The sequence below is a fragment of the Gorillibacterium sp. CAU 1737 genome (assembly GCF_039888655.1).
GTDB lineage: Bacteria > Bacillota > Bacilli > Paenibacillales > NBRC-103111 > Gorillibacterium.
This window is the reverse complement of sequence record NZ_JBDQQO010000012.1, coordinates 1-22,804: the sequence shown is the minus strand read 5'-3', so window position 1 is coordinate 22,804 and position 22,804 is coordinate 1. Positions and strand designations below refer to the sequence as shown.

Genomic DNA, 22,804 nt, shown 5'->3' with positions numbered 1-22,804 from the left:
GTGGCAGAGACAAAGGAGAAGCCAATCGACATCATGGACCATCGTCACCAGGAGAATGACATTCCGGAGCAGACGGAGGCCAAGGAAAAGCTTGCTCAGCGCGTTCAGGAGCTATTCAGGGCTTCTTATACGTCCAAACAGGCGCTTAACCTTCCCGAAATCTGGCGTACCTGTGACGACTACAAGCACGGGCGACAGGGTATTCCGCAGGATGCTGACGATCCCAATAGCTGTACTAACATCATCCATCCAATCATTGAGAGCCAAATAGCTGACCTAGTAGACAAGCCTTACAACGTCGTAGCAAAACCTGAGGAATTCAGCGACGATATGTACTCGGAACAGGTGCAACACATGATGGGGTTCATCCTGGATCGAAATAAGTTCGTAACCAAACTGGACATTGCGGAACATGATCGGCTGGAGCTTGGAACGTGCATCTACAAGACGTTTTTCGACGCTGGCGCCTTGGATGGCAAGGGGCTTCCGACACTTGAGCCGATTAGCCCGGCCAACTTCTTCAACGATCCCAAGGTATCATCGTCCCATCTGCTGCAGGAGAGTGAGTTCCTCATTCACGCTGTTCCCCGGCCACTCTCGTGGTTCCGTAAGCAATTCAAGCTTGGGAAGTACGTAAAGCGCGAGGTTACCGTACCATACGATCCCAACATCTTTGACGGACAGAACGTTGATGTGGTTCAGGCTTCGACCTCGGAACGGGCCCTATGCATCGAGTGCTATCTGCGTGACGATGACGGATCATTATATTGCGTGACGGTGGCTAACTATCTTGTGCTGGAGGATAGCCGGGAAAGCAAGAAGAAGGTGCAGCGTAAGGACAAATTCCCGTTCGTCGTTATCCCGTGCTACAGGAATAGGGGCATGATTTGGGGCCAAGGAGACGTAGAACTCCTGATTCCTACACAGGACCTTATCAATGAGTTGGATGATCAGATCCGCATCAATGCTCGCCTGATGGGTAACCCGCAGATTGTCGTAGGCATGGGAGCCGGGAAGGGATTCGACTTCCGCAAATGGACATCTACTCCGGGACTCCGGGTGCCGATGCGAGATCAGAACGCATTCCGAGTGGTGGAAGCACGAAACGTAAGCTCTGACGTGCCAGCGCGCCGCGAGAAAGCCTTTGAAGAGGCTGACAAGATCGCAGGAAGGCCAGACGTTAACCGAGGTGAGGGGCCGGGCAAGGGGATTACAGCGGCTTCGGCGATTATGGCACTGCAGAAGGCCGGGCAGAAGGGCGTGGCGCACAAGGCGCGGATGTTCAAGGACGGGTACAGCGAGGTATTGTCTCTTCTCTACGATGAGATGATCGAAAACTGGGATGCTGAAATGTGGGTGCGCATCGAAGGTACAGAGCCGGATTGGGACTTCATGGACCCTCGGGCGCTGACCAACGTTCCTATCATGATCCCAAATATGGCTGCAGGCGAAGGACAGGATGACACCGTACCACTCCTTGATGATCAAGGTAACCAAATCACGCGAGACGGTATGTTCGACTTCTCGCTATCGATCGGTGACGGATTCCCGAATGACAAGGCGTTTACCCTTCAAATGTTGGTTGATATGGCTGGCAAACAGGTACAGGGCATACCGCTTGTCGGATGGCAGGAACTTCGTGACTACATCAAGAACGACGTCGGCCTCCCCCTCGGCAATGACGAAGACGTTATGCCGCCTCAACAACCAGTGCCTGGTATGATGCCAGGTGCTCCGATGCCTGACAACGTTATTCCGATGGGAGGTGCACCAAATGTCTTTGCTCAGGGCTAATGCATCGCGCGAAATGACACCACAGGAAGAGCGTTACTTCCTTCATCTGCTGTCCGGTGACCCGATGTTCAAGGATTTCGTCCGGTCCCAAGCCATGCATGGGGAGAATGCGGCACAACGGATCATGAAACAGCCAGTATGCCCCAAATGCGAGCGCGGAGCATTCTACCACAAGGACGGCGTGGCCTGCTCTCATTGCGGATATATGGGCGCTTCTGCTCACAAGATCCGGCAGCACATCCGGGGAGGCCATTACCGATGACCGCAGAGGTTAAGCGCATCTATCCAGAGTCCAAATCGGGACTCATCAACTGGATCGAAGAGAATTTCCACGAGATCGATGAGTTCATTGCCGTTTTCGAATTGAAGGACGGCACACAGATGATGGCGTACGACACATTCACATATCGAGGAGCACTCGGAAGCTTAGAAATGGCTAAAGAATCGCTCCACCAACTGGCTCTGAATGATGAATTTATTCCAAAGGAGAGGTGACCATGGCAACCGGAAGCAAAGGTGAGAAGGAATGTTCGATGCCGAAGCCGACCATCGAAGGTCCTGGAGGCAAGAAAAGCGGCGGCAAGTCGTATGACGACAGCGCAGGCATGAAAGGCATGCGGCAGACGTACAAGCAGACTGGGAAACCGGGTAAAGGCGACAAGTAACCGGGCATTGGCTGAGACGCTGATGCCCTTTTCTATGCCCACATTCGGGGCTGACCTACCGGGAATAGACCGGGATCGGGCGATAGCTGGTTGATGCCGTCCAGCAAAAAGGAGGATTCATATGTCACAGTTGGATGATTTTCGTAATAACACGGGCGAATTTGCGGAAGAACCCGCAGCAGAACTGGATGCCGCAGTTCAAGAAGAAGAACCGGTTGTCGAAGACGCTGAAACGGAAGACGTTGAAGCTCCTGAGGAGACCGCAGAAGCCGACGAAGAGTCGGATGAACCGGAACTATCTCCGAAGGAACAGACGGCCTTCGTAAAGCGATTGGACGCCGAAAAGAGGAAGCTTGAGGAGAAGATTCGCGCGGAAATCAAAGCGGAGTACAACCCCTATGAAGAGGTTGTGCAGACGCTTGGGGGAGACCCGGCGAAGATTCTTGAGAACATCCGCCAGAACCAGCTCATGAGCCAAGTCCGTACGCAGGCCGACCAAATGGCTGAGCAGTATGGGTGGACTGATCAAGAGTATCATGCGTTCATGGGTCAAGAGACGCAACGGATCAAGTTGGAGCAGCAGCAGCAACAGACACAAAGGGAGATCACGGAGCTTCGCATACAGGTCGAAATCAACAAACTCGCCAAGCGTCCGGAGTTTACCGGCATCGACGGTCTCGAGAAAGAGATCATCGATAAAGTCGCTCGCTCTAACGGCGCTCTGAGCGTGTCTGAGGCATTTCTCGCATTGGGTGGCGAGGCGCGTATCAACCAAATCAAGCGCGAGACGGAGCAACGTATGCTTCACGATCGTGGCAAGGGGCGCACGGTGGTCAAAGACAGCGCTGCTCCTGCCAACACAGTGAAGGCGCTGGACCCGGACATCCTGCAGCAAGCTCAAAGAATGGGGCTGAGCGAGCAGGAAGCGCGGGAACTTCTCAAATTCGAAGCTGGAAATATCCAAGAGTACCGGAAAAAGAAAAAATAGGAGGCTATCTCATGGCAAGGTACCTGAACTCTATCTTCAAGGCGGACAACGAGCCTCGCACGGCATGGTTTGACGTTGGAGCTTCCCAAACAATCAATGAAGGTGACTTGGTTGTCGCATCGTCCGGCGTCATCGTAGTAGCCGCAGCTGCCGCAACCGCAATTGTCGGTATCGCTGCTGCTTCTATCACCACCGGAGCAAGCCCAGTAGCCGGAGTGGACCGGATCCCGGTAACGCTGGTAAAAGACGCGGTAATCCGCATTGACTACACCGGAACTACCAAAACAACGCTGGCTGTAGCGGACAAATACGGCACGGCATTCGACCTCGGCACCAAGCGCACGCTAAACCTCGACGACACCACCGGAGGCATGCTCCAGGTCATCGATTACAACAACACCAACAAAACCGCTGACGTGGTCATTCTGGCCGCGAATCAGTATCTCAAGTAGGAGGACAAATATATGCCGATGAACACACAGCAATTTCAGAACCTCTACCTCAAGAAGATTGACCGTGCATTCTTTGAAGCTTACGACGAAGAAACGGAGCAATGGTCTCAGTACCTTAACGACAAGTCTTCGTCCGACTACGCCGAAATCACGCAACGCTTCGCTGGTACCGGACGTTGGGAGAAGAAAGAAGAGCTCGATAACCCGAAGGAACAACGCTTCAAACTGGGCGACCTGATCCAAACGCTGCATACGCCGTATGCTGTGCAGATCGTCATGAGCCGCGAACAGGTGGATGACTCGAAATACAACGAAGTCGAGAACATGACCCGTGATGCCGGTCATGGTGCTCGCGAAGAAGTTGAAACCCATTGCGCTGGGCTGTTGGATAACTCCTTCACGGTCAACCAGTATGATGGCGTTCCTCTGTTCTCTGCATCCCACCCGAACCGTGGCGATGGTGGCGGAACTCAATCCAACCTCGCCACCGGCTCCCTGACGGACGCGAACCTAAAAGCCGGACTTATCCTATTCCGGAAGCAACGCGACGAAGCTGGAAAGAAGATTAACGCTCGGGCTAAGAAACTGATCATCAACCAAGCTCTTCAATTCACTGCTGCCACGATCATCAACAGTGCGTTGACCAGCGGTACGGCCAACAACGACACTAACCCGTTGCCATCACTCCAGATCGTGGACCTGGACTTCACCACCTCGTCTACGGCATGGTTCCTGCAAGGTGCTCGCCACAAACTGAACCACTACTGGCGCGTTCCGGTAGAATTCAAGCGCAAGTCGGAGATGGAAGACAACGGTTCCTGGGTATGGAACGGTTACTTCCGGGATTCCACGGAGGTCGGAGATTGGAGAATGATGGTTGGTTCCACCGGTCTGTAAATGGAGGGGCTTCGGCCTCTCCTATTTCTTTTAGGAGGCGCGAAATGGAAGATTTGGAGTTGAAATACGCCTACCGCGTGAATGCGATCGACGTCAAGAAGATCTACATCGGAGGAGAAGAGGCGCCAATCGGCAAGAAGATTGCTGCTGTATCTCCCCTGAAAAAGGATGCCGACAACGCGGCTATCGTCCGCAAGATCAATGAACTGATTGCCGGTCTCAAGGTGGCCGGGCAGATGGAAAACAAGGCTGGAGAAGAATAGGGGCTGCGGCCCCTTGGAGGTGGAATGATGAACCACTATGACGGTGTGACACCAGACCAAAGGTGGCGGAATGAGATGTTGGAGCAATTGAAGGAAATGAACCGCTTGCTGAATCGACTGGCAGACAAGCAAGAAACGAAGGAAGAACGGCGTTCTCCTGGCAGACCGAAGCAAATCCGCAACGCCCAATAATCTGTTAGAGCAGCATGCGCAACTGCTTTAACCAAAAGGAGCGATAACCATGGCACTAATCACCGATGCAAGTGGAAGCAGAGCTGCAACAGTCACGCCAAGCGATACCCTTGATCTCAGCATACCTTCCGGTCTTAATGGTACGAAGTACATCTGTGTTGGCGTATCGGGAGACCTTTCCGTCATCACATCAGGAGGCGATACGGTAACGCTCAAGGCCGTTGCTGCGGGCATCTTCCATCCGATCAGCGTAAGACGGGTATTATCGACAGGAACAACAGCAACCGGCATAGTAGCCGTATATTAGGCGGTGGAGATATGAAGGTATCGGAGAGGCTTTCCAGCGCATTGATGAGCGCACAAATCAATGCCCGGACATGGGCAGGCATGGGCTATAATGCATCGGCGTATGGCGTTTACCCGGGAACTGATGACATGACAGCAGCCCTTCAAGCGCTCGTCAACAAGGCGAACGATGATGGGGTAAAAACGATCATCATGCCACCGGGCCAATATCGAGTTACCTCCCTATCAAATGATTCCGGCATAACATTTGTGGGTGATAACGCGAGTTTTATTGGTGGATATACGGGTATTATCTACCCGTTCGGATCGTTAATTGCTACGCTGAATGAGCTTGGTGAGGAAGTTGTCGCGGATGCTAAAAGGCACGCAGATATGGCCGCTATTTATGACCGAGCGCTAATCGATTCCGCATCCAATGCCAACATTGGCAGGATGACAGCAACGATGGCCGCAATAAAGGCAAAAACGATCAAGATCGCATTCGTAGGTGACTCGATCACAGAAGGCCTCGGTTTGTGGACAAGCGATGACGTCTACGCTAACCGCTTCATTGCAAAGCTCACGAAGGCCCTAACCGGGGTTACCGTCCAGTCTCAAAACTTTTCTGTAGCGGGCCGTGCGATTGTTAACTTTAACAATGAAGCGTACGTAGCCACAAACCCAGAGACGAGCACCAGCTTCTGGAGGCCTTGGGCGACTGTCGGCAAAAGCTGGCGACAGCACGTAAAGGACTACGCGCCGGATTTGGTGATATTTGCTTTCGGCATGAACTCAGTTGGAACGAACGTCTATGCTTATCGCGATTTTTACCAAGCGTTGTCCGTGTCAAAGGTCTACTTTGATGGTTTTACAAAAGTCCCCGATCTAATCATGGTGCCGACGATCATGCCGACTGCTCGACCAGAGTTTGATTATCCGCAATCGCAAGAAGGAACGGTATACGTTGCGCGAGCTAATCGGGAATTCGCTCGGTTCTACAACATCAACATCGCTGACGCGAATCGCATGTTCATGATTCTCCGAGATGGGACGGACCCAGACGGCACGTATGGCTACCTGGAAGGAATCCCGTCAGCTAGCTTGCAAGGCGACACCAGCGCTTTCAATTTGACCGGAGGTACAGTAAAACAAATCGTTGGCGGATCCGGGTTTATCGTTCGCAACACACGTAAAAGCTACAACGCTGATCTGACCTACAACGTCAAATTCTCACCACCAAATAGTACGGATAACGTTGTATCTCAGACGGTTTACCGTTACACAGCAGAGGGCGGAGGGTATCTCATCCAGCTCATGAGCAACTCGGCCGGAAACTGCGTAATCCAGCTTTACTACCTGACTGCGGACGGATCGGTATCGCTCAAGGGACAAGCAACCTATTCAACCGCTCTACTCGTTGAAACAACGCTGTCCGTCAAAATCGTGACACGAGGTCTGAGGCAGACACTATCGATCAATGGCACACAGATGATCGATATCTACGAATACGCGGTCTTGCACGATGGATACTTTGGCGTCCGATCTAGTTTTAATGGTATCTATACAACAGTATCTACTTTGCAGGGGGTATATCTCTTGCAATACGGTAACGGTACTGGACTTCTAACAGAAGCGGAGATGTTCGGGGAGACATACCCGTCAAATCAGGGTGGGGGCAACGGTATCAATCACTTGACCGGGCCGGCCTATGCTATGGTCTACGAGCCTCCTTTCATGGCTTACGTTGATCGGATGGCTTCGATGGCTAACCTGGTCAAAGCGAAGGAAGTGGGGATGCTCACATGAGCATAGTACAAACGCTTCTAGCGGACATCAAGCTCCGCTATCGCCACACCTTCACTGACGCGCAAGTCCTCGTCTGGATGAACGAGGAGAAGCGAGAGCTATATGAGATCCTGCAGAAAGATTCTTCACCGTACGCCCTTCAAACTCTGGAGGGCGTTTCCTTTTACCCTCTGCCGGAGATCGACGAGATTGAGAAAATCAAGGTCGTCACGCTACAGGTGAACGATCAGCCGCAGGCGAGATTCCAAGAGGTCCCATTCAAACGCAATGATGACAACGTGGATGCCTATGTAGGCACGCTCTGGTACACCATCATCAACGATGGAATGTACATCAACATTCCCGGAGGAGCGAAGGACGATCGGTATATTTACATCTACTGCGACGAGTCGTCAGAGGACATCCTAGCGGTCACAGATGACTCCGGTATCCCGAAGAAATGGGAAGAGGTACTGAAACTCGGCACGCTGAAACGTATCGCTCTAGCTCGTAAGGATATCGAAATGTCCAACAACTACGACCTGGAGAGAGAATCCAAGATTGCCGACTTCGAATGGCAGATGAAAATGAGCGAACCGGAGTTTGTGACCCCGGTCAGCACGTTACCGAGGAGGCCGCGGCGTGGCACAACTCAAACCTATTTCTACTCGTGGTAGCCGCAAGCAGATCGTATTCGCCGGGGGAATCAACAACGAGGCCCCGGAAATATCGATCGATGATGCCCAAAGTGTAGATGAACAGGGGTGGGATACCGATTCCTACCCCTCTTTGCATTCCAGGAAAGGCCGTACTCCGTACGGAGCAACGGGAGGAGCAAATACCAACTTCCTGACAAATTACGCTCAGACGCACCTTGTACGAAGCGTGGGAACGAAGCTCCAATATGACAACGCCGGGACATGGACGGACATTTCGGGGACATGGACGGACACCGACTGGGACGCCACTAACTTCAACAGCAAGTTGATCCTCACCAACGGCACGGACGTGGTGCAAAGCTGGAACGGATCAGCGCTGACGGCGCTGACGGACGCTCCCAAAGGAAAGTACATCTCAAATAACTCCATCCGGGTTTTCATCGCTCAAAACGACACGATCAAATTCAGCAAGTACCTGGACGAGACCAACTGGACAGACACGTCCAGCGCCGGGATGTTCGAGTTTTATACGGATGACGGCGGACCGGTTACAGGCCTAAAGCCATATGGCGACTCTATCATCGCGTTTAAAGCCAATGCCATCGCTGAAATCGTCGGCACCGGGCAGACGGCACAGAAGCACAGGCTCGTGAATATTTCCAACTCCATCGGCTGCGTATCGGCCAAGACGATCCAAGAAGTATCGGCACCGGGCGGTAACTTCCTCTTCTTCCTCGGCCAGAACGATGTCTATATGTTCTCCGGTGGCCGGCCGCAATCGATCGGCAACAACATCCGCAAATTCATCAACGCCATAAACCCGGCGTACACGTCCAGATGCTTCGGTGCTACCGATGGCACTCGATACTTCCTAGGACTCGTCACAGGGGCGAATACGCAGCCAGACACGCTTTGTATGTTCGACCCGCGTTTCGGAATCTGGCGCGTGAACAAGACGAGCGACAACCTCCGGTACTCGGCGTTCTTCCGGAACAACTGGTACGCCGGAGACGCCACCGGGCAGACGTTCAAAATGCTACAGGGCCAGTCGGATAACGGTTCACCGGTAACATGGATGTACACAACCAAGGACTTTGACGAGGGCATCCGAGAGGCAGAGAAAGAATATTATGCTCTCCACCTCCAGTACACCGCGGCCCCGGGCGCATCACTAACCATTCAGGTTTCCATCGACCAGGGGCAGAGCTATATCACCATCGGTGACCCCATCACAGCAACAGGGTACGCGCAGAACGTCAACGAGATCATTCCTCTGGATACCGTGCCTATCTCCAACTGGCTCCGGTTTCGCTTCAGCGGCAGTGGGGAAATGACTCTGCACGAAGCCCAACGCATGTTCCTTATCCATCCTGTACAAATCTAGGAGGTTACTATGCCAGTACCAAACTTCCAACCGCTTGAACAAGGAGCTTCTCTTGATCGGACAAACGACTATATCTTCGGGTTCATTCGCAGGCTGAACGACTTTTTGGCGCACATGGATACCCTTAACATCGATGAGCTGAACGCGGATGTGATTAACGCCGGGACGATCAACGCGGCACTGGTGAAGGTAGGAACGGCGCTTAACAGCGGAGGGTACATCCAGATCGATAGCAATGGCCTGACGATCAACGATGGCACGAAGGACACCTTCCGCGTAGGTCTGGACGGCAAGCCGATCATGACCGGAGGAACGGTAAGGTCGAACGCGAGTGGTTATCCGAAACTAGAATTCAACTCAGACAATGGTCTGATATCAGCTGAGCAAGATGCCAATACCCGAATTAATCTAAGGTCTAACGGAGTAAGCGGTAACCCGCAGAGCCTGCAATTTATCAGCAGCGGTAATATGGCATTTCTGCTAGCAGGAATAACAACAGTAGCAGAATTTATCATTAATACAACCAATGCGATGGATATAAACATCAGCTCTGGAAGAGATTTAAGGCTTTACGGAACAAGAATTTTTCTTGAAAGCTTCTCCCAAACAATCGATAACGCGACAGGACAGACATTGCAGGGAGCCCTGAACTCAAAAGCGAATGCTTTTACAGGGGCCAGCGGAACGGTTTACGTCTCAGCTACATCAGGAGGTCCTGCTAACATACCGATTACGTTTTCAAGCGGAGTTAGGACTTCCTAAACCTGGACGATTTGATATACTGGAAGAAAAAGGTCCGGGAGGAATGCAAAATGAAAGATTTGCGAAAATACCTGATCGGCGCTATGGCCGGGGCTGTGCTGGCAACGGCTGTTAGCGCCGGGGCCGCTTCCATTGTGCCGATTGGGAAAAAGATCGATAGCACTTACAAGGTGACGGTTGATGGTTCTCCGTTGCCGAATCAAGCCATTGTGGTAGAGGGAAAATCCTATATCCCCACTACGGATGTAGGGACAGCAACCGGAATGAAGGTACAATTCATAAATAAGTCGGAGGGAATCCGCATGACAAGCCAAGAGCCCGTAGCTCCATCGGTTGAACCAGGGCAGAGTAGTTCAGTTCCAGTCAATCCAGTAATGGTACTCCAAGTGAACATTACGAAAACCAAAAATTTAATCATGGCCACTCAGGCGCTATTAGCAGAACTCACTGACCCAACAGAGAAAGCTCGCGTGCAGAAAGATCTGGACGAACAGAAAGCCAAACTTGCTGACCTCGAAGCCCAACTCGCTGCGCTGCAGGCCAGCCCAAGCCCATCTCCTACGCCTGCTCCTTGATTTCACAGATAATTCGTACTAAAATATGGGTATCGACCTGCAGGTGCCGTAACACCTAGGTTGAATGGTGATTGGAATAGGCCCGCACACCTGATCCGCTCAGCCTCCAAGCAAAGAATACAGATCATGAAACATGCATAAAATAAGAAGACCGCAGGTGCTGGTAACACCTACGGTCGGGCGCAGTAGCCGCTTTTAAGGGCGGTGGCTTCGACAAAGTGACGAGGAATAGACCGCATCCTTTGCTAGGGGGTGGCGGTCTACTTCTTTTTGTTAAGGTAACTCAGCAGCGCCAAGATGAACATGCCGAACATGAACATCAAGCTGATTGCTTGGTATACCTCCACAGGCATCACCTCCCTTCCGGGAGATTAGCCGACCGCCTTATTAGCCTATCTACTTTACCTGTCCATATTATACCAGATAACGTCCTCCCACGAGGGCGTTTTTATTATGCCTCGAAGGAGTGAGAGCATGGCAGTCTATGACCAATCAGTCCGCAAACTGATGACGGAAGCCGGATACGACAACAGCAAGATCGGCCACGATGCCAAGAGCGGCTATGTAACGTATGACGGCAATCCCTTCATGAAGGCGCAGAAGTTCTACCAGAACACCAACTACACAGACGCACAGAGCTTCAAAAATGCCAACTCGCAATTCACTACTAAATACCCCAACTATGCAACCGGGACAACGAAGACGGGGTATCTGCAGCAACAGCCGACAGCGCAAACAACTCAGACAAACCAGTATGGCGGCACGTATGGAACATCCTATGTGAATCCTCAGGACGAACAGATTAATAACCTGATCGCTTCGCTTACCCAAATGGCGCAGACTCCTAGCAACTATAACCCTTACTCTTCGCCCGAATATGCCGCATACCAGGCGCAGGCTAACCAGGGCGCACAAAACAGCATTAGAGCCGGGCAGGAAGCGCTAGGGACCAGCGGTATGGCTCGCTCAACGGACATGGTGAACTGGGCGCAAGGGGCACAGAACGACGCCAACCAATATCTGCAGACGCAAGTAATCCCCCAGCTTATCGCACAGAACCGGGAGCAGGAACAGCAGAAATACGCCAACCTCATGGCGCTGCTAAATCCGCTTCAAAGCCAGCAGGGCGTATTCGATACGCGGAACCAGAACGCGATTGAAAATAGGCGTGCAGATAAAAGCGACAACTGGGGTGCTTATCTGGATATCGTTGATAGGAGCGGAAACTTTGGCAAGGGTCCATCTGATAACTGGGGACAATTGCTAACTAGATCGCAAGATCCGAATGCTCCGCTCACTCTCGCAGGGCAACAGCAAGGATTTAATCAAAATATGGACATTGCCGGTCTTACTGGTAATTATAACGGGCAAAGAACTCTTGCCGGGCAGCAATTTGATAGAGGTGTCCTTGAGTCGGATCGGAATTTCAATTACCAAGCAGGACGGGATAAAGTCAGCGATAACTTTGAAATGGCGAGCCTTACCGGTTATATCAACGGAAAACCGACAACAGCAGAGCAGCAAAGGGTGCTTTCAAATCTCTGGAATACTGCCGGGCAATTAGGTACGGTTCCCGATGCTCTGGCAGACATGATTGGCGTTCCTCGTGGTACGCAGACGCAAGACGCAATGAGATTGCAACTTCAACAAGCTGGCGTCGATCTTGACATTTTGAAGTATGGTAGCAGTTCTGGAACCGCAAGTGGTCCTAGCGTATCCGATATTGCTTCAAACATTAGCAGATCCATCAGCGGAATGGGCGATTCTTTCAATATCGCCACGCCAGAAGGCAAGAAGCAAATCGAAACTATCATTGTTTCCCAAGCAAATGATCCAGTAACGGCGGTCCAACTCTACAACATGTATGGAATTCCGGTTCCAGCCGATCTCCAGGCAGAATACGCAGCAGCAAAAAAAGCCAATCCGTAGGAGGGGGGAATGTACCAGCGCAGTACAAAGCTTACGTTCAATCCGCAGCATCCGCGTATGGCGTAGATCCATCCCTGATCGCGGCGGTAATGGACTCCGAATCAAGCGGAAATCCGAACGCCAAGAGCGGAGCCGGGGCAATGGGACTGATGCAATTGATGCCGGGAACCGCATCCGGTTTAGGCGTAAAAGACCCATACAACCCGCAGCAGAATATAAACGGCGGTACGAAGTACCTCAGCCAGATGATGAAGCAGTTTGGTGGAGACGTTCAAAGCGCTTTAGCCGCTTACAACGCCGGTCCGGGGAACGTGCAAAAGGCCATGAAGCAGGCGAAAAGCACCAAGTACGCCGACTACGCCAAGTATCTGCCACAAGAGACGCAGAAGTACGTACCGAAGGTATTAAGCAAAATGGGAGGCTGACAACGTGGCTGAATCATATCTGCAAAGACGCGCTCGAGAGCTTGGGGTCAACCTCCCAGGCTCTTCTTCATCTACCGGGAATACTTCCGAAACCTACCTGCAGCGCCGGGCGAGAGAACTTGGTGTCAATCTAAACCCGACACAGGCTCAGGCTCCCACATCAAGCGCCCTAGAGCGTCGAAGAATGGACCTTGGCATTACGCCAGAAACTCGACCGGAGCGCCTACAAGCCCAAAGCGTAGCGCAGAACAGCATGTTCAACGTTGCAGGCGCTACTGATCGTTTGAAACAGCAGAATGACGCTAGGAAGTCCGCTCAAGTAGCTCCTATCGCACAGAATTCCGTTTCAAATCTCGCTCAGGGTAACATCCCGAACATTACTCGAAATAAGTCAACGGTTCAGAAAGTATTGGACACAATCCAATATCCGTTCGATAAGGCAGCAGAGGCATTGGCCCCTAGCGGCGCATTCCTGGATGGCCAACCGGACGAGTATGGAGCGATAAATCCACGAGATCGGCTGGTAGCTCAACACGCAGAAGCTGGACGTGCGACAACGGGCAATGAGACGCTGGATAAGATCGGAACATTCTTAGGTGAAACCGGCGCCTTCTTCGCTAACCCTGCCAAGGTGCCGAACATTGCCGCCATCTACAACAACCCTCTTTCCCGAAAAGCCGGAGATAAGGTTGGTTCTCTTATAGCTGGTGACGCTGCCGGAAAGCTAGCGACATCAGGTAAGGATCGTTTCTTCCAGATTGCGGGCAGAGCGGGGAATGAAGCTGTCCGCGAAGGCCTGACCGGAGCTGTTCAGGGCGCACAGTATGGACTCACCACTGGAACCGGTGACGTAAGGGACGTAGCCAGGGAAGCGGTTATGGGAGGAGCTACAGGTCTTCTCGGTGGGGCTGCTCTTGGTACGGCCGGTGGAGCGGCGAGGAATATCCTCGACAACCGTGCGGCCCGTAACGAGATCCTAGGAGCTATAGATAACGCGGAATTGCCGGTTAACCGAAATGAGCGTTTGGTACAGCAGGCAGCAGATACCGGGGTAAAGCGTCAAAATGACCTGACCTACTCCCTGAATCGGTCCGAAGCTCCTGCCACACAAAGCATTCAAGCGGATGTTAATCGGCCGTTGGTATCGCCTCAGGCATCGGCAGCGCGCCCTACGGTTGCGAGAGGAGAACAGGAGCGAGGGTTCATCTCCACGCTCAAGGCATCGGATAAGATGCCTGACAGCGTAAAGGCTTCTCTTACCGGCACCTACAAGCCAATAACCAACGAGGCGACAGTATCGGCAGCCAACATGAGAATTGATAGTGATCTCGAAAGAGCCGCCGCTTTCGTAATGGGAGATAGCGCGCCAACCGCAGAGAAGGTCACTACTGGATTGAGGCTTATTGACGAGTTCACAAAGAAAGGGAACCATGAACGAGCTGTTACCATCGCAGAAAAATTAGCAGAAGAAGGAACAAAAGCTGGGCAGTCTATTCAGGCTTTCTCAATCTACAACCGTTTAGATCCGCAAGGGATGTTGATACATGCAACGCGAGTTGCAGATAAGGTTAATAAAAAGCTTCCCAGGGGCGCAAAAGAAGTTAAGATCACGCCTGAAATGTCCGCTAATATCACTGACTTAGCACAGACAACCCAGTCCATGACAGGTGTGAAGACGCTGGCTAACGATGTGATGAACATCCTAGACCGCGCCAAGGCTGGTGAAAAGCTTTCAGCAACGGACGCGGACTCGTTGAAGCGCTTCGTGAATGAGGCGAAGCAGTTTGTTGATGAGGTTAAGAAACCTGTTCGTGAATCTAAGCCACCTACGTTGCCCAAGGACAAGCGAGTTCGTGACAACGTGGTTTCATTCCTCGACGCCCAGGAGCAGGCCGCAAAAGAACGCCTGAGAGCCAGGGGGATACGAGTAAGCTCAACACCTCTCGATGTTTGGGCGGACTATGCCGTCATTGGGGCCGCGAAGCTGGCTAAAGGAACGATCAAGTTTGCCGATTGGTCCGAGCAGATGATAAAGGACCTAGGCGAAGAGATCCGGCCGCAGTTGGCTAAGCTCTACGAACGTTCCAAAGAGGCGCTGAACGTCAGCACTAAGAAGGTTAGCCAAGAGCAAGTTTCTAACGCCGAGCGTCTGACAGAACGCGTCATCAAGAGCAAGGAGCTAGACGAAACAACGGCCACAAACCTTCGTACCCTTGCCCGACAGGTTTCCAAACTATCAGGAGAGGCTAAGGTTCAAGCAAGCCAAGATTTGCAGGTAATTCTTCAACAGTTAGACAAGCCCGGTATCGGTAAACGGCTAAGTTCGGCGCAAACGGTAGGACAACTTCTTAATCCTAAGACTCAGGTGAGAAATGCGGTAGGCAACGAACTCTTCTACCGAATCGAACGCTTGAACAAACTGGTAGCTACCCCCATTGATATCGCCCGTTCAAAGATTACTGGGAGTGAACGAACGGTAACATTCCGCACGAACAACCAGGGTGAGTACTGGAAGAACTTTATCTCCGGTGGCCGTGCCGGATGGAAGGGCGTAAACGTGAATGGTCTGGAGACGCAGTTTGACCTACAGGGGCAGGCATTCCGGAGTAAGTGGAATCCTCTCACCTACCTGGAGAAGGCCACAGGTGCTGCTCTCAGGAGCTTTGACAATGCGGCTTACATGCGAGCGGTTAACCACACAGTCGGGGAAATGGCAACACTGAGGGCGATCAACGAAGGGCTTGAGGGAGAGGCGAGAAAAGCGGCAATCAAGAAGTACATCCGGGAGGCTGACGAGAACATTCTCGGCATCGCGGATGAATACGGGAAGTACGTAACCTTCCAGGACAACAACGCGATTTCTAAAGGTCTCCAGTCATTGAAGAAGGGGTTGAACGCTAATCGCTCCTTCGGCCTTGGAGACTTGATCTTGAAGTACCCAAAGACTCCCGGCGCCATCGTAATGCGGTCTCTGGAGTACTCTCCTGCCGGCTTCCTCCGGTCAGCAAAAATTGCAGCCGAACCATGGCTAAGAAAGAGTGCAGAGGCTAATCCGAGGGAAGCTGTACAAGCACTTTCCCGGGCAATCATCGGAACCGTAGGAATGTCCGGTCTCGGCTACTTCATGCTCGATAAAGGCATTATCACGGGATCAGCATCTAAAGACAAGGATATCCGGGACTTACAACGATCGGCCGGGCAGGGGCAATATCAAGTTAACCTGTCGGCCCTCAAGCGTTGGGTAGAAAGTGGGTTCAACCCTGACTCCGCAACCCTTCGAAAAGGAGATAACCTGTATACCTACGACTGGGCGCAGCCGCTGGCAATCGCCGTATCGATGGGGGCGAACGCTGCAAAGAACGTAAACGAGAACAAGGGCGCCACTTCGGGTATTGCAGGGACCGCGTATGACAGCTTCTCCGGTGGCTTAAACACGCTGGTGGAGCAATCGGTACTGTCGGGGCTTAAGGACGCTGCACAGGGTTACCCAGGGCAGACGGTGACGGATAAGATCGTTGATGTCTTATCCGATCTTCCTTCGTCCTTCGTGCCAACACTGGCTAACCAAATCAAGCAAGTAACCGACAACCGGAAGCGCGAAACCTACGATCCTGACAAGATCCAACAATCTCTGAAACTCGCAAAATCGCGCATTCCTGGTGTTGCCGATCAATTCCCACAGCAGACCGATACTCTCGGACGGCCGAAGACAACGTACCAGGATAATTCGGTGTTCAACGTGTTCTTTAACCCCGGGTTCTCGAGCAAGTATGAGTTGAGTCCTGAGGCAGAAATGATCGTTGACTTGATCAACAAGACCGGTGACGAGACACTGGCACCGCGGGTACCGTCCAAGAAGCTTGATGGGACAGCGCTCACGAACGAGCAATTCGCCAGACTCCAGCAGTTGCAAGGGGAAGAGACAGCGAAACGCCTCCAACGGATCAATCGGAACGCTACAACGGAAAGCCAAGCGAAACAGGTGAAGAAGGCGCTGACTACTGCAGGAGAACAGGCTAGAAAGCAGTTGAAGAAGGAATTCAACATCAAGTGATGAGGCTCCTTATGGGGCCTCTTTCTCTTACAAAGGGGGATGAACCATGAATATTCAAATGGAGTTGTATATTGATCGGGAAACGGGAGAGGAGTATTCACCAGCAGCGTTCGAGGCATTCGTTGAAAGCCTGGGGATTGATCGCGTGAGCGATTTAATCGAGGTGGTGACACTTCCGCATGATCGGTCCGCACAAAAGCCCGCATAAGCCAAACTGGAAGGCGATATGGGCCACGATGGTTACGGTGGCTATCCTGCTGCTGGGGTTCTCAGATGTGATCCTCAAGACGGTGGATAGCTACTTTAAGGAGGGCCTGACGATCGGTACAATCGGCGTCTTCGGCCTCTATCTCAACAAGGCGATGCGCCGGAAGAAGTTTGAAGCGAGGGATGCGCGTTGGGAAGCCAAACTGGACGCGATCATGAAGGCAACTGGAGCTACGATTGGATCATTGCCAACGGCAGCGACGAACTCAAGGGAATCATTGAAATTATCACAGCCGGTCACAGGCCGGGAAGGGGTGTCCAAAGTGAAAAACTGGCTCAGGAAACTGGGGAAGACGAAGTTCCAAACGTACCTCCTTACCACCGTCCTTAACCTCCTCACGCTCTATCTGACGTGGACGGGAACGGTGGACATAGACTCACAGGTACAAGGATACATGCCCGTTATAACGGTCGTGGTGCAGCTCATCGCTACTGGTGTATACCAGCTGGTAGAGGGCAGTATCGACAAGGCCAATCTGCAGAAGGTGGAGGTGACCGTCAGTGCCGATTCGAAACCTGAAAATCCCATCAGCAGCGAGAAGTAAGCTCGGAGTACCCGACATTCTGGACATTACAGACCAGTTACCGGTTAATCCAAAGTACACCTGGGATAAGCTGATCGGCGGTCCACGTGATCCCAGCAAGATCGGCTGCATCGTCCTTCATCATGACGCTCTGTCGAAATCGTCTTCGGCCGGCATATCAGATATGACGTTCGCATCGAACATCGCTTCCTCTCATATTCGTAGTACAAAAAACGAAGCTGGAGGGGACCCGGGGTTTCCCTATCACTTCTGGATTCGCAACGGACAGGTATACCAAACTAACGACCTTCTATCTTTGACGTATGGAGTCAAAAACAACAACGGCTACACAGTCCATATCTGCGTGTCAGGCGATTACTTCGGTAAAGACGTGCTGACCGAACCGGATCGGCGCGCTCTACTGGGGTCCATTGAAGCAACCAAAGCGGTGCTGAACATCCGGGATATCAGAGGGCATGGCGAGATACAGCCTACCAACTGCCCGGGATACAGCCCGGACGCCATCCGCGCAGCTGTAGCCGATTTGGAAAGCGAGCTGGAGTTTCAAGAATCGGACCTCGGCGCGACAGCCAACGCGGTAGCGCTGAAAACCCGGGTGGATGACCTCTACTCAAAACTCAACTCGACAAATCGGCAGGCAGCGATCCTCAAGCTTGATAAGCTGTATAAATACGCGATCGACAGCGGCATCATCATGAAATAGTGAACGCCCACCAGAATATCCTGGTGGGCGTTTTTTCATTTTACAAGGTCATATACTATTTTAAATATGGTAGCCAGGAGACCAGCGGCCGCGATAATGGTGGTCACGGTCCATTTGCGACCAGATGCCGTCTTTTCGGACTTTTCCTTGATGAACTCGGTATCCTTCTTTACGCAAATCATGTCTGATCTTAGTTGCTCTATCGGAGAATTCAACTTTTCAATCGTCTGCTTTAGTTCTCTGATGTCTTCTCGCAAGTCTTTAAATCCAATGTCGACGGTGTTTTTTAGGACAGCCACATCACGCTCAACAGAACGAACAGTACTATCTATGCTGTCTGTCTTTGTCTTTAATTCTGTGATTGCTTCGATCATGCCCTCACCCTCCTTGGATGCTGCGAATTGATTTTCTGCGACTTGACGAAGCGCTTCTTTTAGAGCTTCGTTGTCTGCTTGCAGTACCCCTATACTATCGCTTACCCCATTAATACGCTCGTTTACCTGCGCTTGGTACTGCAAAGTCAACATAATTAATGTATTTGTACGATCCTCAGGGCGAATAGGATATGCCACATCATTCACCATTGTCCATATATTTATCGTAAACACCCTGTAAGGATGCTATGATCGACGGAATATTATTTGGAGATACTACAATAGTGGCATGTACATAGTTCTCGAGGTTATGTCCCCCGAAATCCGATTCCGTCTTCCCTTCCTCATTAACAAAGAATTTACGCATGATAGGGTTGGTCTCTTCGTACAAGTCAACTTGAATCATACCGCTAGACACAGATGACAATATTCCTGTTATGTGCATCCTTTTGTAGTCTTTATCCTTTATGAATTCGGCAGAAAAACTCATAGGTAACTCTCCTTAGTGGGAATACCATAATCTTACTACACAAGAAAGCATTTGGCGATATATGGAATTGTCGAATTTTGAAATAATTATCGATTTATTTGATACAAATAGCCCTCTTGCATATAATATAGAACAAACGTTCTTGTTCGGAGGGATCAACGTGGAGCAAATCATGGTAGCAGTTGACTATATCTCGCTGTCCCGGTATCGCAAACAGGTGTATGAGCAAGGTCTAATCGATATGGAACGCAGCTCCGGCCTACAGCAGAGCATCATCAAGGCGACATGCGCCAATGTGCTTTCCATACTCGATAATGAGCTGGATGGCCTGCGGCATATAATGAAGGAAGATAAGGTGAGGATCAGAACCAGCGATGATGTAACCTATATCATAAATACTGTGGCCGATCAGTTTATCCATGTTGCTCCGGGCCACGATAAGGAGAATTGGAAGAAATACACGGACATGATTGCTTCCATTATGGATGGAGCGAGGAGAGGTTTGTCCAAAAATCATTGATATCTTGTATGGGCTAAGGAGTTCGCGCACCTCGAGATGATTGCGACGATGGTTTACAAACTGACCAAGGACTTGACGCTGGAGCAAATAAAAGCAGCTGGCTTGGACGATCATTACGTCAGTCATGACAAAGCACTCTTTTACCAAAATGCCTCCGGTGTCCCCTGGACCGCTGCCTACATACAAGCCAAGGGAGACCCGATCGCGGACCTATACGAGGATATTGCCGCTGAGGAAAAGGCACGGGCCACCTACCAATGGTTGATCGACATGACGGACGATCCCGATCTTCAGGACTCGCTTAAGTTCCTAAGGGAACGGGAAGTGGTCCACTCCCAGAGGTTCCGAGAAGCGGTTGAAATCTTAAAAGCAGACCGGGAAGCGCAAAAAATATTCTAAAAGTCCCCTTGTTAGAAGGGGATCGAATAGCGTAAGGAAAATCCGAAACTGCCTAATTAGGCAGTTTTTTTCTTGATAAGGAGTGATTCAGGGCAAGTGTTTCAAGGCAAGTTCGCAAGTCGGTGACCGAGCGGGGGAGTGGGATAGGCCCAAGGGATAAGGAAATACTACCGGGACGACTTTCGAAAGAGAAGGAGAAGCTCGATGAACGCGCAGAAGAAAGAAAAGAAACTGCATTGGTGGCAGTTGTCGCTGTTGGGTGTTGCTTGTACAGTGGGGACCGGATTTTTCTTAGGCTCTCATCTTGCGATTCACTTGGGCGGCCCCGGGGTGCTCCTTGGATATGGGGCGGCCGCCTTCGCTGCCTACTGCGTATTTAACGTGTTAGCGCGAATGACAGCAGAAGATCCATTAGAAGGTTCCTTTCGTGCTTACGCCAAGAAAGCTTATGGGCGCCCGGCGGGATTTGCCAGCGGGTGGGTGTATTGGTCCTCAGAGCTCTTGATTATGGGCAGTCAATTAACGGCTTTGTCCCTGTTCTCGCGATTTTGGTTTCCCCAGATACCGATGTGGGTCTTTGCTGCAGGCTTTGGAGCACTCGGGCTTCTGATTGTCCTGATTGGCACAAAAGGGTTTGAACGGATGGAGAATCTCTTTGCCGTGCTTAAGCTTGCCGCCCTCGTCCTTTTCCTCGTCCTAGCGGCCCTTGCCTGTTTCGGGTTGTTTCGGACAGCTTCGACCCCGGCTCCCGCCCTGCCGCGCGCTTGGTTTCCCACGGGGATAAGAGGGTTATGGGCTTCGCTGATCTTCGCTTTCTATGCCTATGGAGGGCTGGAGGTCATGGCCCTGATGGCCATGCGCTTAGACAAGCCGGAGAAGACGCCGAAGGCAGGAAGGGTCATGTTGTTCACGCTTGCCGGCCTCTATTTGCTGTCCATCGGATTGGTGCTTTTTTTGCGGCCCTGGAATGTTTATGGGGTGAAAAAAAGCCCGTTTATCGTCGCCTTGGCCCCATACAAGCTCCCGTTTGTGCCTCATCTGTTCCATGCGGTCCTAATCATCGGCGGGTTCTCGACCATGATCGCCTCGATCTTTGCGGTCACGAAGATGATCATCCTGCTGGCCAAGGACGGGGATGCTCCGCCTCTCTTCGCATCCAACGAACAGAAGGGGGGGAAAGCCTGGTTTGCGATGGGGCTTACCGCTGCCGGGTTAACGGTATCCGTCCTGTTCTCTCTGCTGCTGCCCGAGAAGGTATATGTCTACATCACGACCGCGGCGAGCTTGATGCTGCTGTATAACTGGTCCTTCATCCTCGTGACTTCAGGCAAGCTGCTTAAACGGTCCGGATGGGACAAGGTCAAACAATGGACGAGCATCAGTCTGGTCGCCCTGGCGGTAGCCGGAACCGTCATGCATTCGTCCAGCCGTCCGGGGTTCTTCATCAGTCTAGGGTTCCTTCTCGCCATCGGAGGCGTGACGCTGCTCATGCGAAGAAGGTGGAAGCACAAGAACAAGCCGCAGGCAGAAGCGTTCGTTCCTACCCCAATAGAACAAGAAGAGCTTGATAGCCGAAGTAGAGGCCGAATCCGATGAGCGACAGACCGGACACAATGGACAGCAGGGAAAGCAGACGGGGAGTCAGCATCCGGCGAAAGGAGCTGGACAGGAGCGCCATCGACACATCCCAGACCAGAATTCCCGTCATGATGGCCGAGCTGTAGAGCAGGACTCCTTGGGCATCGTAGGTCTTGACCATATCGGTCAGCACCGAGCCGTAAATCCCCAACCAGAAGAGAATAGAGAGAGGGTTCAAGAGCGACATGAGAAAGCCGGCCGTGAAGGATTTGAGCAAGGAGTCCTTGTTGTCATCCGTTGAAGAGGTCAGCTTTCCGACCGAACGGAAGCTTTCCACGCCGATGTAGGTGAGAATGAAGAATCCGAACAGCCACAGGAAGGTTTGCATAAAAGGGATGCTAAGGAAGTGAATGACCCCGAAGTAGACCAGCAGCATGAAGATTCCGTCTGCCAGCATGGCCCCTACTCCGACCAGCCAAGCATGCAAGAACCCTTTGCGAAGCCCGCGGTCCATCTGAGCGGCATTAATGGGACCGATGGGGGCAGCAAGGGAAAGGCCGAGCAAAAAATGGCGCATGAGCGTCTGCATGCAGTACCTCCCCATTCATGAACTTGTCTTATCCTATGAAGAAGAGAGGACATGTACGACAGGTCAAAGAAAAAACGCCACTCGGGAATGTGGTCAAGCCCCCGAAATGTAGACAGTGAAAAAAGCCTCTAGGCAGCAAGCTGGCGTCGGTACGCAACCGGAGTCAGCTTGTTTAGTCTTCGTTGTGGTCGACAGTGGTTATAAAAGTGGATGAACGCCTCAATTCTCCT

General features: G+C 51.8%; 28 protein-coding genes and 1 pseudogene. 24 read left to right on the top strand and 5 right to left on the bottom strand.

Annotation, left to right across the window (positions count from 1 at the left end; genetic code table 11):
* From AAFN83_RS19605 to AAFN83_RS19535, 15 genes are all read left to right on the top strand, one after another.
* Positions 1-1,794, top strand: coding sequence for a portal protein (locus AAFN83_RS19605; protein WP_347772522.1), 1,794 nt, complete (start codon positions 1-3; stop codon positions 1,792-1,794).
* On the top strand, positions 1,775-2,056 hold the full coding sequence (locus AAFN83_RS19600; protein WP_347772520.1) for a hypothetical protein: 282 nt from the start codon (positions 1,775-1,777) through the stop codon (positions 2,054-2,056). Before AAFN83_RS19605 ends, AAFN83_RS19600 begins: the two co-directional genes overlap by 20 nt.
* Positions 2,053-2,289: a hypothetical protein gene (locus AAFN83_RS19595; RefSeq protein WP_347772518.1), complete on the top strand. Its 237-nt coding sequence runs from the start codon at positions 2,053-2,055 to the stop codon at positions 2,287-2,289. The genes AAFN83_RS19600 and AAFN83_RS19595 overlap by 4 nt, the downstream gene beginning before the upstream one ends.
* A 2-nt stretch (positions 2,290-2,291) precedes the next feature.
* Positions 2,292-2,459 (top strand): hypothetical protein, encoded by a 168-nt coding sequence (locus tag AAFN83_RS19590; protein WP_347772516.1) that lies wholly within the window; start codon positions 2,292-2,294, stop codon positions 2,457-2,459.
* A 121-nt stretch (positions 2,460-2,580) separates the two neighbouring features.
* The gene (locus tag AAFN83_RS19585; protein WP_347772514.1) at positions 2,581-3,447 is read left to right on the top strand and encodes a hypothetical protein; all 867 of its coding nucleotides are present in this window, start codon (positions 2,581-2,583) and stop codon (positions 3,445-3,447) included.
* 11 nt (positions 3,448-3,458) lie between these two features.
* Positions 3,459-3,899 (top strand): hypothetical protein, encoded by a 441-nt coding sequence (locus tag AAFN83_RS19580; RefSeq protein WP_347772512.1) that lies wholly within the window; start codon positions 3,459-3,461, stop codon positions 3,897-3,899.
* Positions 3,900-3,911: 12 nt separating this feature from the next.
* On the top strand, positions 3,912-4,796 hold the full coding sequence (locus tag AAFN83_RS19575) for a Mu-like prophage major head subunit gpT family protein (protein WP_347772510.1): 885 nt from the start codon (positions 3,912-3,914) through the stop codon (positions 4,794-4,796).
* Positions 4,797-4,840: 44 nt separating this feature from the next.
* Positions 4,841-5,059, top strand: a complete 219-nt coding sequence (locus tag AAFN83_RS19570; protein ID WP_347772508.1) for a hypothetical protein — start codon at positions 4,841-4,843, stop codon at positions 5,057-5,059.
* Positions 5,060-5,086: 27 nt separating this feature from the next.
* Complete coding sequence (locus tag AAFN83_RS19565) at positions 5,087-5,251, top strand: hypothetical protein (RefSeq protein WP_347772506.1); 165 nt, start codon at positions 5,087-5,089, stop codon at positions 5,249-5,251.
* A 49-nt stretch (positions 5,252-5,300) separates the two neighbouring features.
* The gene (locus AAFN83_RS19560) at positions 5,301-5,558 is read left to right on the top strand and encodes a spike base protein, RCAP_Rcc01079 family (protein WP_347772504.1); all 258 of its coding nucleotides are present in this window, start codon (positions 5,301-5,303) and stop codon (positions 5,556-5,558) included.
* Between the two features lie 11 nt (positions 5,559-5,569).
* Positions 5,570-7,342 (top strand): SGNH/GDSL hydrolase family protein, encoded by a 1,773-nt coding sequence (locus AAFN83_RS19555; protein ID WP_347772502.1) that lies wholly within the window; start codon positions 5,570-5,572, stop codon positions 7,340-7,342.
* On the top strand, positions 7,339-7,998 hold the full coding sequence (locus tag AAFN83_RS19550) for a phage adaptor protein (RefSeq protein ID WP_347772500.1): 660 nt from the start codon (positions 7,339-7,341) through the stop codon (positions 7,996-7,998). Before AAFN83_RS19555 ends, AAFN83_RS19550 begins: the two co-directional genes overlap by 4 nt.
* Positions 7,964-9,364: a hypothetical protein gene (locus AAFN83_RS19545; RefSeq protein WP_347772498.1), complete on the top strand. Its 1,401-nt coding sequence runs from the start codon at positions 7,964-7,966 to the stop codon at positions 9,362-9,364. The genes AAFN83_RS19550 and AAFN83_RS19545 overlap by 35 nt, the downstream gene beginning before the upstream one ends.
* A gap of 9 nt (positions 9,365-9,373) precedes the next feature.
* Positions 9,374-10,126, top strand: a complete 753-nt coding sequence (locus AAFN83_RS19540) for a hypothetical protein (RefSeq protein WP_347772496.1) — start codon at positions 9,374-9,376, stop codon at positions 10,124-10,126.
* Between the two features lie 50 nt (positions 10,127-10,176).
* The gene (locus AAFN83_RS19535) at positions 10,177-10,701 is read left to right on the top strand and encodes a hypothetical protein (protein ID WP_347772494.1); all 525 of its coding nucleotides are present in this window, start codon (positions 10,177-10,179) and stop codon (positions 10,699-10,701) included.
* A gap of 260 nt (positions 10,702-10,961) precedes the next feature.
* Here the strand turns inward: AAFN83_RS19535 and AAFN83_RS19530 are convergent, their stop codons facing one another.
* The gene (locus AAFN83_RS19530) at positions 10,962-11,015 is read right to left on the bottom strand and encodes a putative holin-like toxin (RefSeq protein WP_347772693.1); all 54 of its coding nucleotides are present in this window, start codon (positions 11,013-11,015) and stop codon (positions 10,962-10,964) included.
* A gap of 160 nt (positions 11,016-11,175) precedes the next feature.
* Between AAFN83_RS19530 and AAFN83_RS19525 the strand changes: the two genes are divergently transcribed.
* The 6 genes from AAFN83_RS19525 to AAFN83_RS19500 are packed head-to-tail and all read left to right on the top strand — an operon-like array spanning position 11,176 to position 18,624.
* On the top strand, positions 11,176-12,630 hold the full coding sequence (locus tag AAFN83_RS19525; RefSeq protein WP_347772492.1) for a hypothetical protein: 1,455 nt from the start codon (positions 11,176-11,178) through the stop codon (positions 12,628-12,630).
* A complete protein-coding gene (locus AAFN83_RS19520) occupies positions 12,600-13,055 on the top strand; it encodes a lytic transglycosylase domain-containing protein (protein WP_481810533.1) in 456 nt (151 codons plus the stop codon). The genes AAFN83_RS19525 and AAFN83_RS19520 overlap by 31 nt, the downstream gene beginning before the upstream one ends.
* A gap of 4 nt (positions 13,056-13,059) precedes the next feature.
* A complete protein-coding gene (locus AAFN83_RS19515) occupies positions 13,060-17,109 on the top strand; it encodes a hypothetical protein (protein WP_347772490.1) in 4,050 nt (1,349 codons plus the stop codon).
* Positions 17,110-17,155: 46 nt separating this feature from the next.
* The gene (locus tag AAFN83_RS19510) at positions 17,156-17,317 is read left to right on the top strand and encodes a hypothetical protein (RefSeq protein WP_347772488.1); all 162 of its coding nucleotides are present in this window, start codon (positions 17,156-17,158) and stop codon (positions 17,315-17,317) included.
* Positions 17,289-17,921: a hypothetical protein gene (locus AAFN83_RS19505; RefSeq protein WP_347772486.1), complete on the top strand. Its 633-nt coding sequence runs from the start codon at positions 17,289-17,291 to the stop codon at positions 17,919-17,921. Before AAFN83_RS19510 ends, AAFN83_RS19505 begins: the two co-directional genes overlap by 29 nt.
* Positions 17,878-18,624: a peptidoglycan recognition protein family protein gene (locus AAFN83_RS19500; protein WP_347772484.1), complete on the top strand. Its 747-nt coding sequence runs from the start codon at positions 17,878-17,880 to the stop codon at positions 18,622-18,624. The genes AAFN83_RS19505 and AAFN83_RS19500 overlap by 44 nt, the downstream gene beginning before the upstream one ends.
* A gap of 35 nt (positions 18,625-18,659) precedes the next feature.
* Here AAFN83_RS19500 and AAFN83_RS19495 read toward each other — a convergent pair whose 3' ends face one another.
* Both AAFN83_RS19495 and AAFN83_RS19490 read right to left on the bottom strand, forming a co-directional pair.
* Complete coding sequence (locus tag AAFN83_RS19495; RefSeq protein WP_347772482.1) at positions 18,660-19,208, bottom strand: hypothetical protein; 549 nt, start codon at positions 19,206-19,208, stop codon at positions 18,660-18,662.
* Entirely contained in the window at positions 19,198-19,488 is a 291-nt protein-coding gene (locus AAFN83_RS19490) for a hypothetical protein (RefSeq protein WP_347772480.1), read from the bottom strand. The genes AAFN83_RS19495 and AAFN83_RS19490 overlap by 11 nt, the downstream gene beginning before the upstream one ends.
* A gap of 160 nt (positions 19,489-19,648) precedes the next feature.
* On the opposite strand from AAFN83_RS19490, the gene AAFN83_RS19485 reads away from it, so the two are divergent.
* The 3 genes and pseudogenes from AAFN83_RS19485 (at position 19,649) to AAFN83_RS19475 (ending at position 22,003) form a co-directional block, all read left to right on the top strand.
* The gene (locus tag AAFN83_RS19485; RefSeq protein ID WP_347772478.1) at positions 19,649-20,008 is read left to right on the top strand and encodes a hypothetical protein; all 360 of its coding nucleotides are present in this window, start codon (positions 19,649-19,651) and stop codon (positions 20,006-20,008) included.
* Positions 20,009-20,014: 6 nt separating this feature from the next.
* Positions 20,015-20,407: pseudogene (locus AAFN83_RS19480) on the top strand (manganese catalase family protein); the annotation flags it as partial.
* Positions 20,408-20,611: 204 nt separating this feature from the next.
* Positions 20,612-22,003: an amino acid permease gene (locus tag AAFN83_RS19475; RefSeq protein ID WP_347772476.1), complete on the top strand. Its 1,392-nt coding sequence runs from the start codon at positions 20,612-20,614 to the stop codon at positions 22,001-22,003.
* Here AAFN83_RS19475 and AAFN83_RS19470 read toward each other — a convergent pair.
* Both AAFN83_RS19470 and AAFN83_RS19465 read right to left on the bottom strand, forming a co-directional pair.
* Positions 21,948-22,574: a LysE family transporter gene (locus AAFN83_RS19470; protein WP_347772474.1), complete on the bottom strand. Its 627-nt coding sequence runs from the start codon at positions 22,572-22,574 to the stop codon at positions 21,948-21,950. The genes AAFN83_RS19475 and AAFN83_RS19470 overlap by 56 nt on opposite strands.
* 128 nt (positions 22,575-22,702) lie before the next feature.
* Positions 22,703-22,798, bottom strand: coding sequence for a hypothetical protein (locus AAFN83_RS19465; protein ID WP_481810532.1), 96 nt, complete (start codon positions 22,796-22,798; stop codon positions 22,703-22,705).
* Positions 22,799-22,804: the final 6 nt, after the last annotated feature.

Excerpts from the sequence above, each read along its gene's own strand:
- AAFN83_RS19590 (WP_347772516.1), top strand. The coding sequence starts at position 2,292 with ATGGCAACCGGAAGCAAAGGTGAGAAGGAATGTTCGATGCCGAAGCCG.
- AAFN83_RS19555 (WP_347772502.1), top strand. The coding sequence starts at position 5,570 with ATGAAGGTATCGGAGAGGCTTTCCAGCGCATTGATGAGCGCACAAATC.
- AAFN83_RS19565 (WP_347772506.1), top strand. The coding sequence starts at position 5,087 with ATGAACCACTATGACGGTGTGACACCAGACCAAAGGTGGCGGAATGAG.
- AAFN83_RS19490 (WP_347772480.1), bottom strand. The coding sequence starts at position 19,488 with ATGAGTTTTTCTGCCGAATTCATAAAGGATAAAGACTACAAAAGGATG.
- AAFN83_RS19570 (WP_347772508.1), top strand. The coding sequence starts at position 4,841 with ATGGAAGATTTGGAGTTGAAATACGCCTACCGCGTGAATGCGATCGAC.
- AAFN83_RS19600 (WP_347772520.1), top strand. The coding sequence starts at position 1,775 with ATGTCTTTGCTCAGGGCTAATGCATCGCGCGAAATGACACCACAGGAA.
- AAFN83_RS19475 (WP_347772476.1), top strand. The coding sequence starts at position 20,612 with ATGAACGCGCAGAAGAAAGAAAAGAAACTGCATTGGTGGCAGTTGTCG.
- AAFN83_RS19535 (WP_347772494.1), top strand. The coding sequence starts at position 10,177 with ATGAAAGATTTGCGAAAATACCTGATCGGCGCTATGGCCGGGGCTGTG.
- AAFN83_RS19510 (WP_347772488.1), top strand. The coding sequence starts at position 17,156 with ATGAATATTCAAATGGAGTTGTATATTGATCGGGAAACGGGAGAGGAG.
- AAFN83_RS19585 (WP_347772514.1), top strand. The coding sequence starts at position 2,581 with ATGTCACAGTTGGATGATTTTCGTAATAACACGGGCGAATTTGCGGAA.
- AAFN83_RS19575 (WP_347772510.1), top strand. The coding sequence starts at position 3,912 with ATGCCGATGAACACACAGCAATTTCAGAACCTCTACCTCAAGAAGATT.
- AAFN83_RS19540 (WP_347772496.1), top strand. The coding sequence starts at position 9,374 with ATGCCAGTACCAAACTTCCAACCGCTTGAACAAGGAGCTTCTCTTGAT.
- AAFN83_RS19505 (WP_347772486.1), top strand. The coding sequence starts at position 17,289 with ATGATCGGTCCGCACAAAAGCCCGCATAAGCCAAACTGGAAGGCGATA.
- AAFN83_RS19595 (WP_347772518.1), top strand. The coding sequence starts at position 2,053 with ATGACCGCAGAGGTTAAGCGCATCTATCCAGAGTCCAAATCGGGACTC.
- AAFN83_RS19470 (WP_347772474.1), bottom strand. The coding sequence starts at position 22,574 with ATGCAGACGCTCATGCGCCATTTTTTGCTCGGCCTTTCCCTTGCTGCC.
- AAFN83_RS19495 (WP_347772482.1), bottom strand. The coding sequence starts at position 19,208 with ATGGTGAATGATGTGGCATATCCTATTCGCCCTGAGGATCGTACAAAT.
- AAFN83_RS19560 (WP_347772504.1), top strand. The coding sequence starts at position 5,301 with ATGGCACTAATCACCGATGCAAGTGGAAGCAGAGCTGCAACAGTCACG.
- AAFN83_RS19550 (WP_347772500.1), top strand. The coding sequence starts at position 7,339 with ATGAGCATAGTACAAACGCTTCTAGCGGACATCAAGCTCCGCTATCGC.
- AAFN83_RS19525 (WP_347772492.1), top strand. The coding sequence starts at position 11,176 with ATGGCAGTCTATGACCAATCAGTCCGCAAACTGATGACGGAAGCCGGA.
- AAFN83_RS19580 (WP_347772512.1), top strand. The coding sequence starts at position 3,459 with ATGGCAAGGTACCTGAACTCTATCTTCAAGGCGGACAACGAGCCTCGC.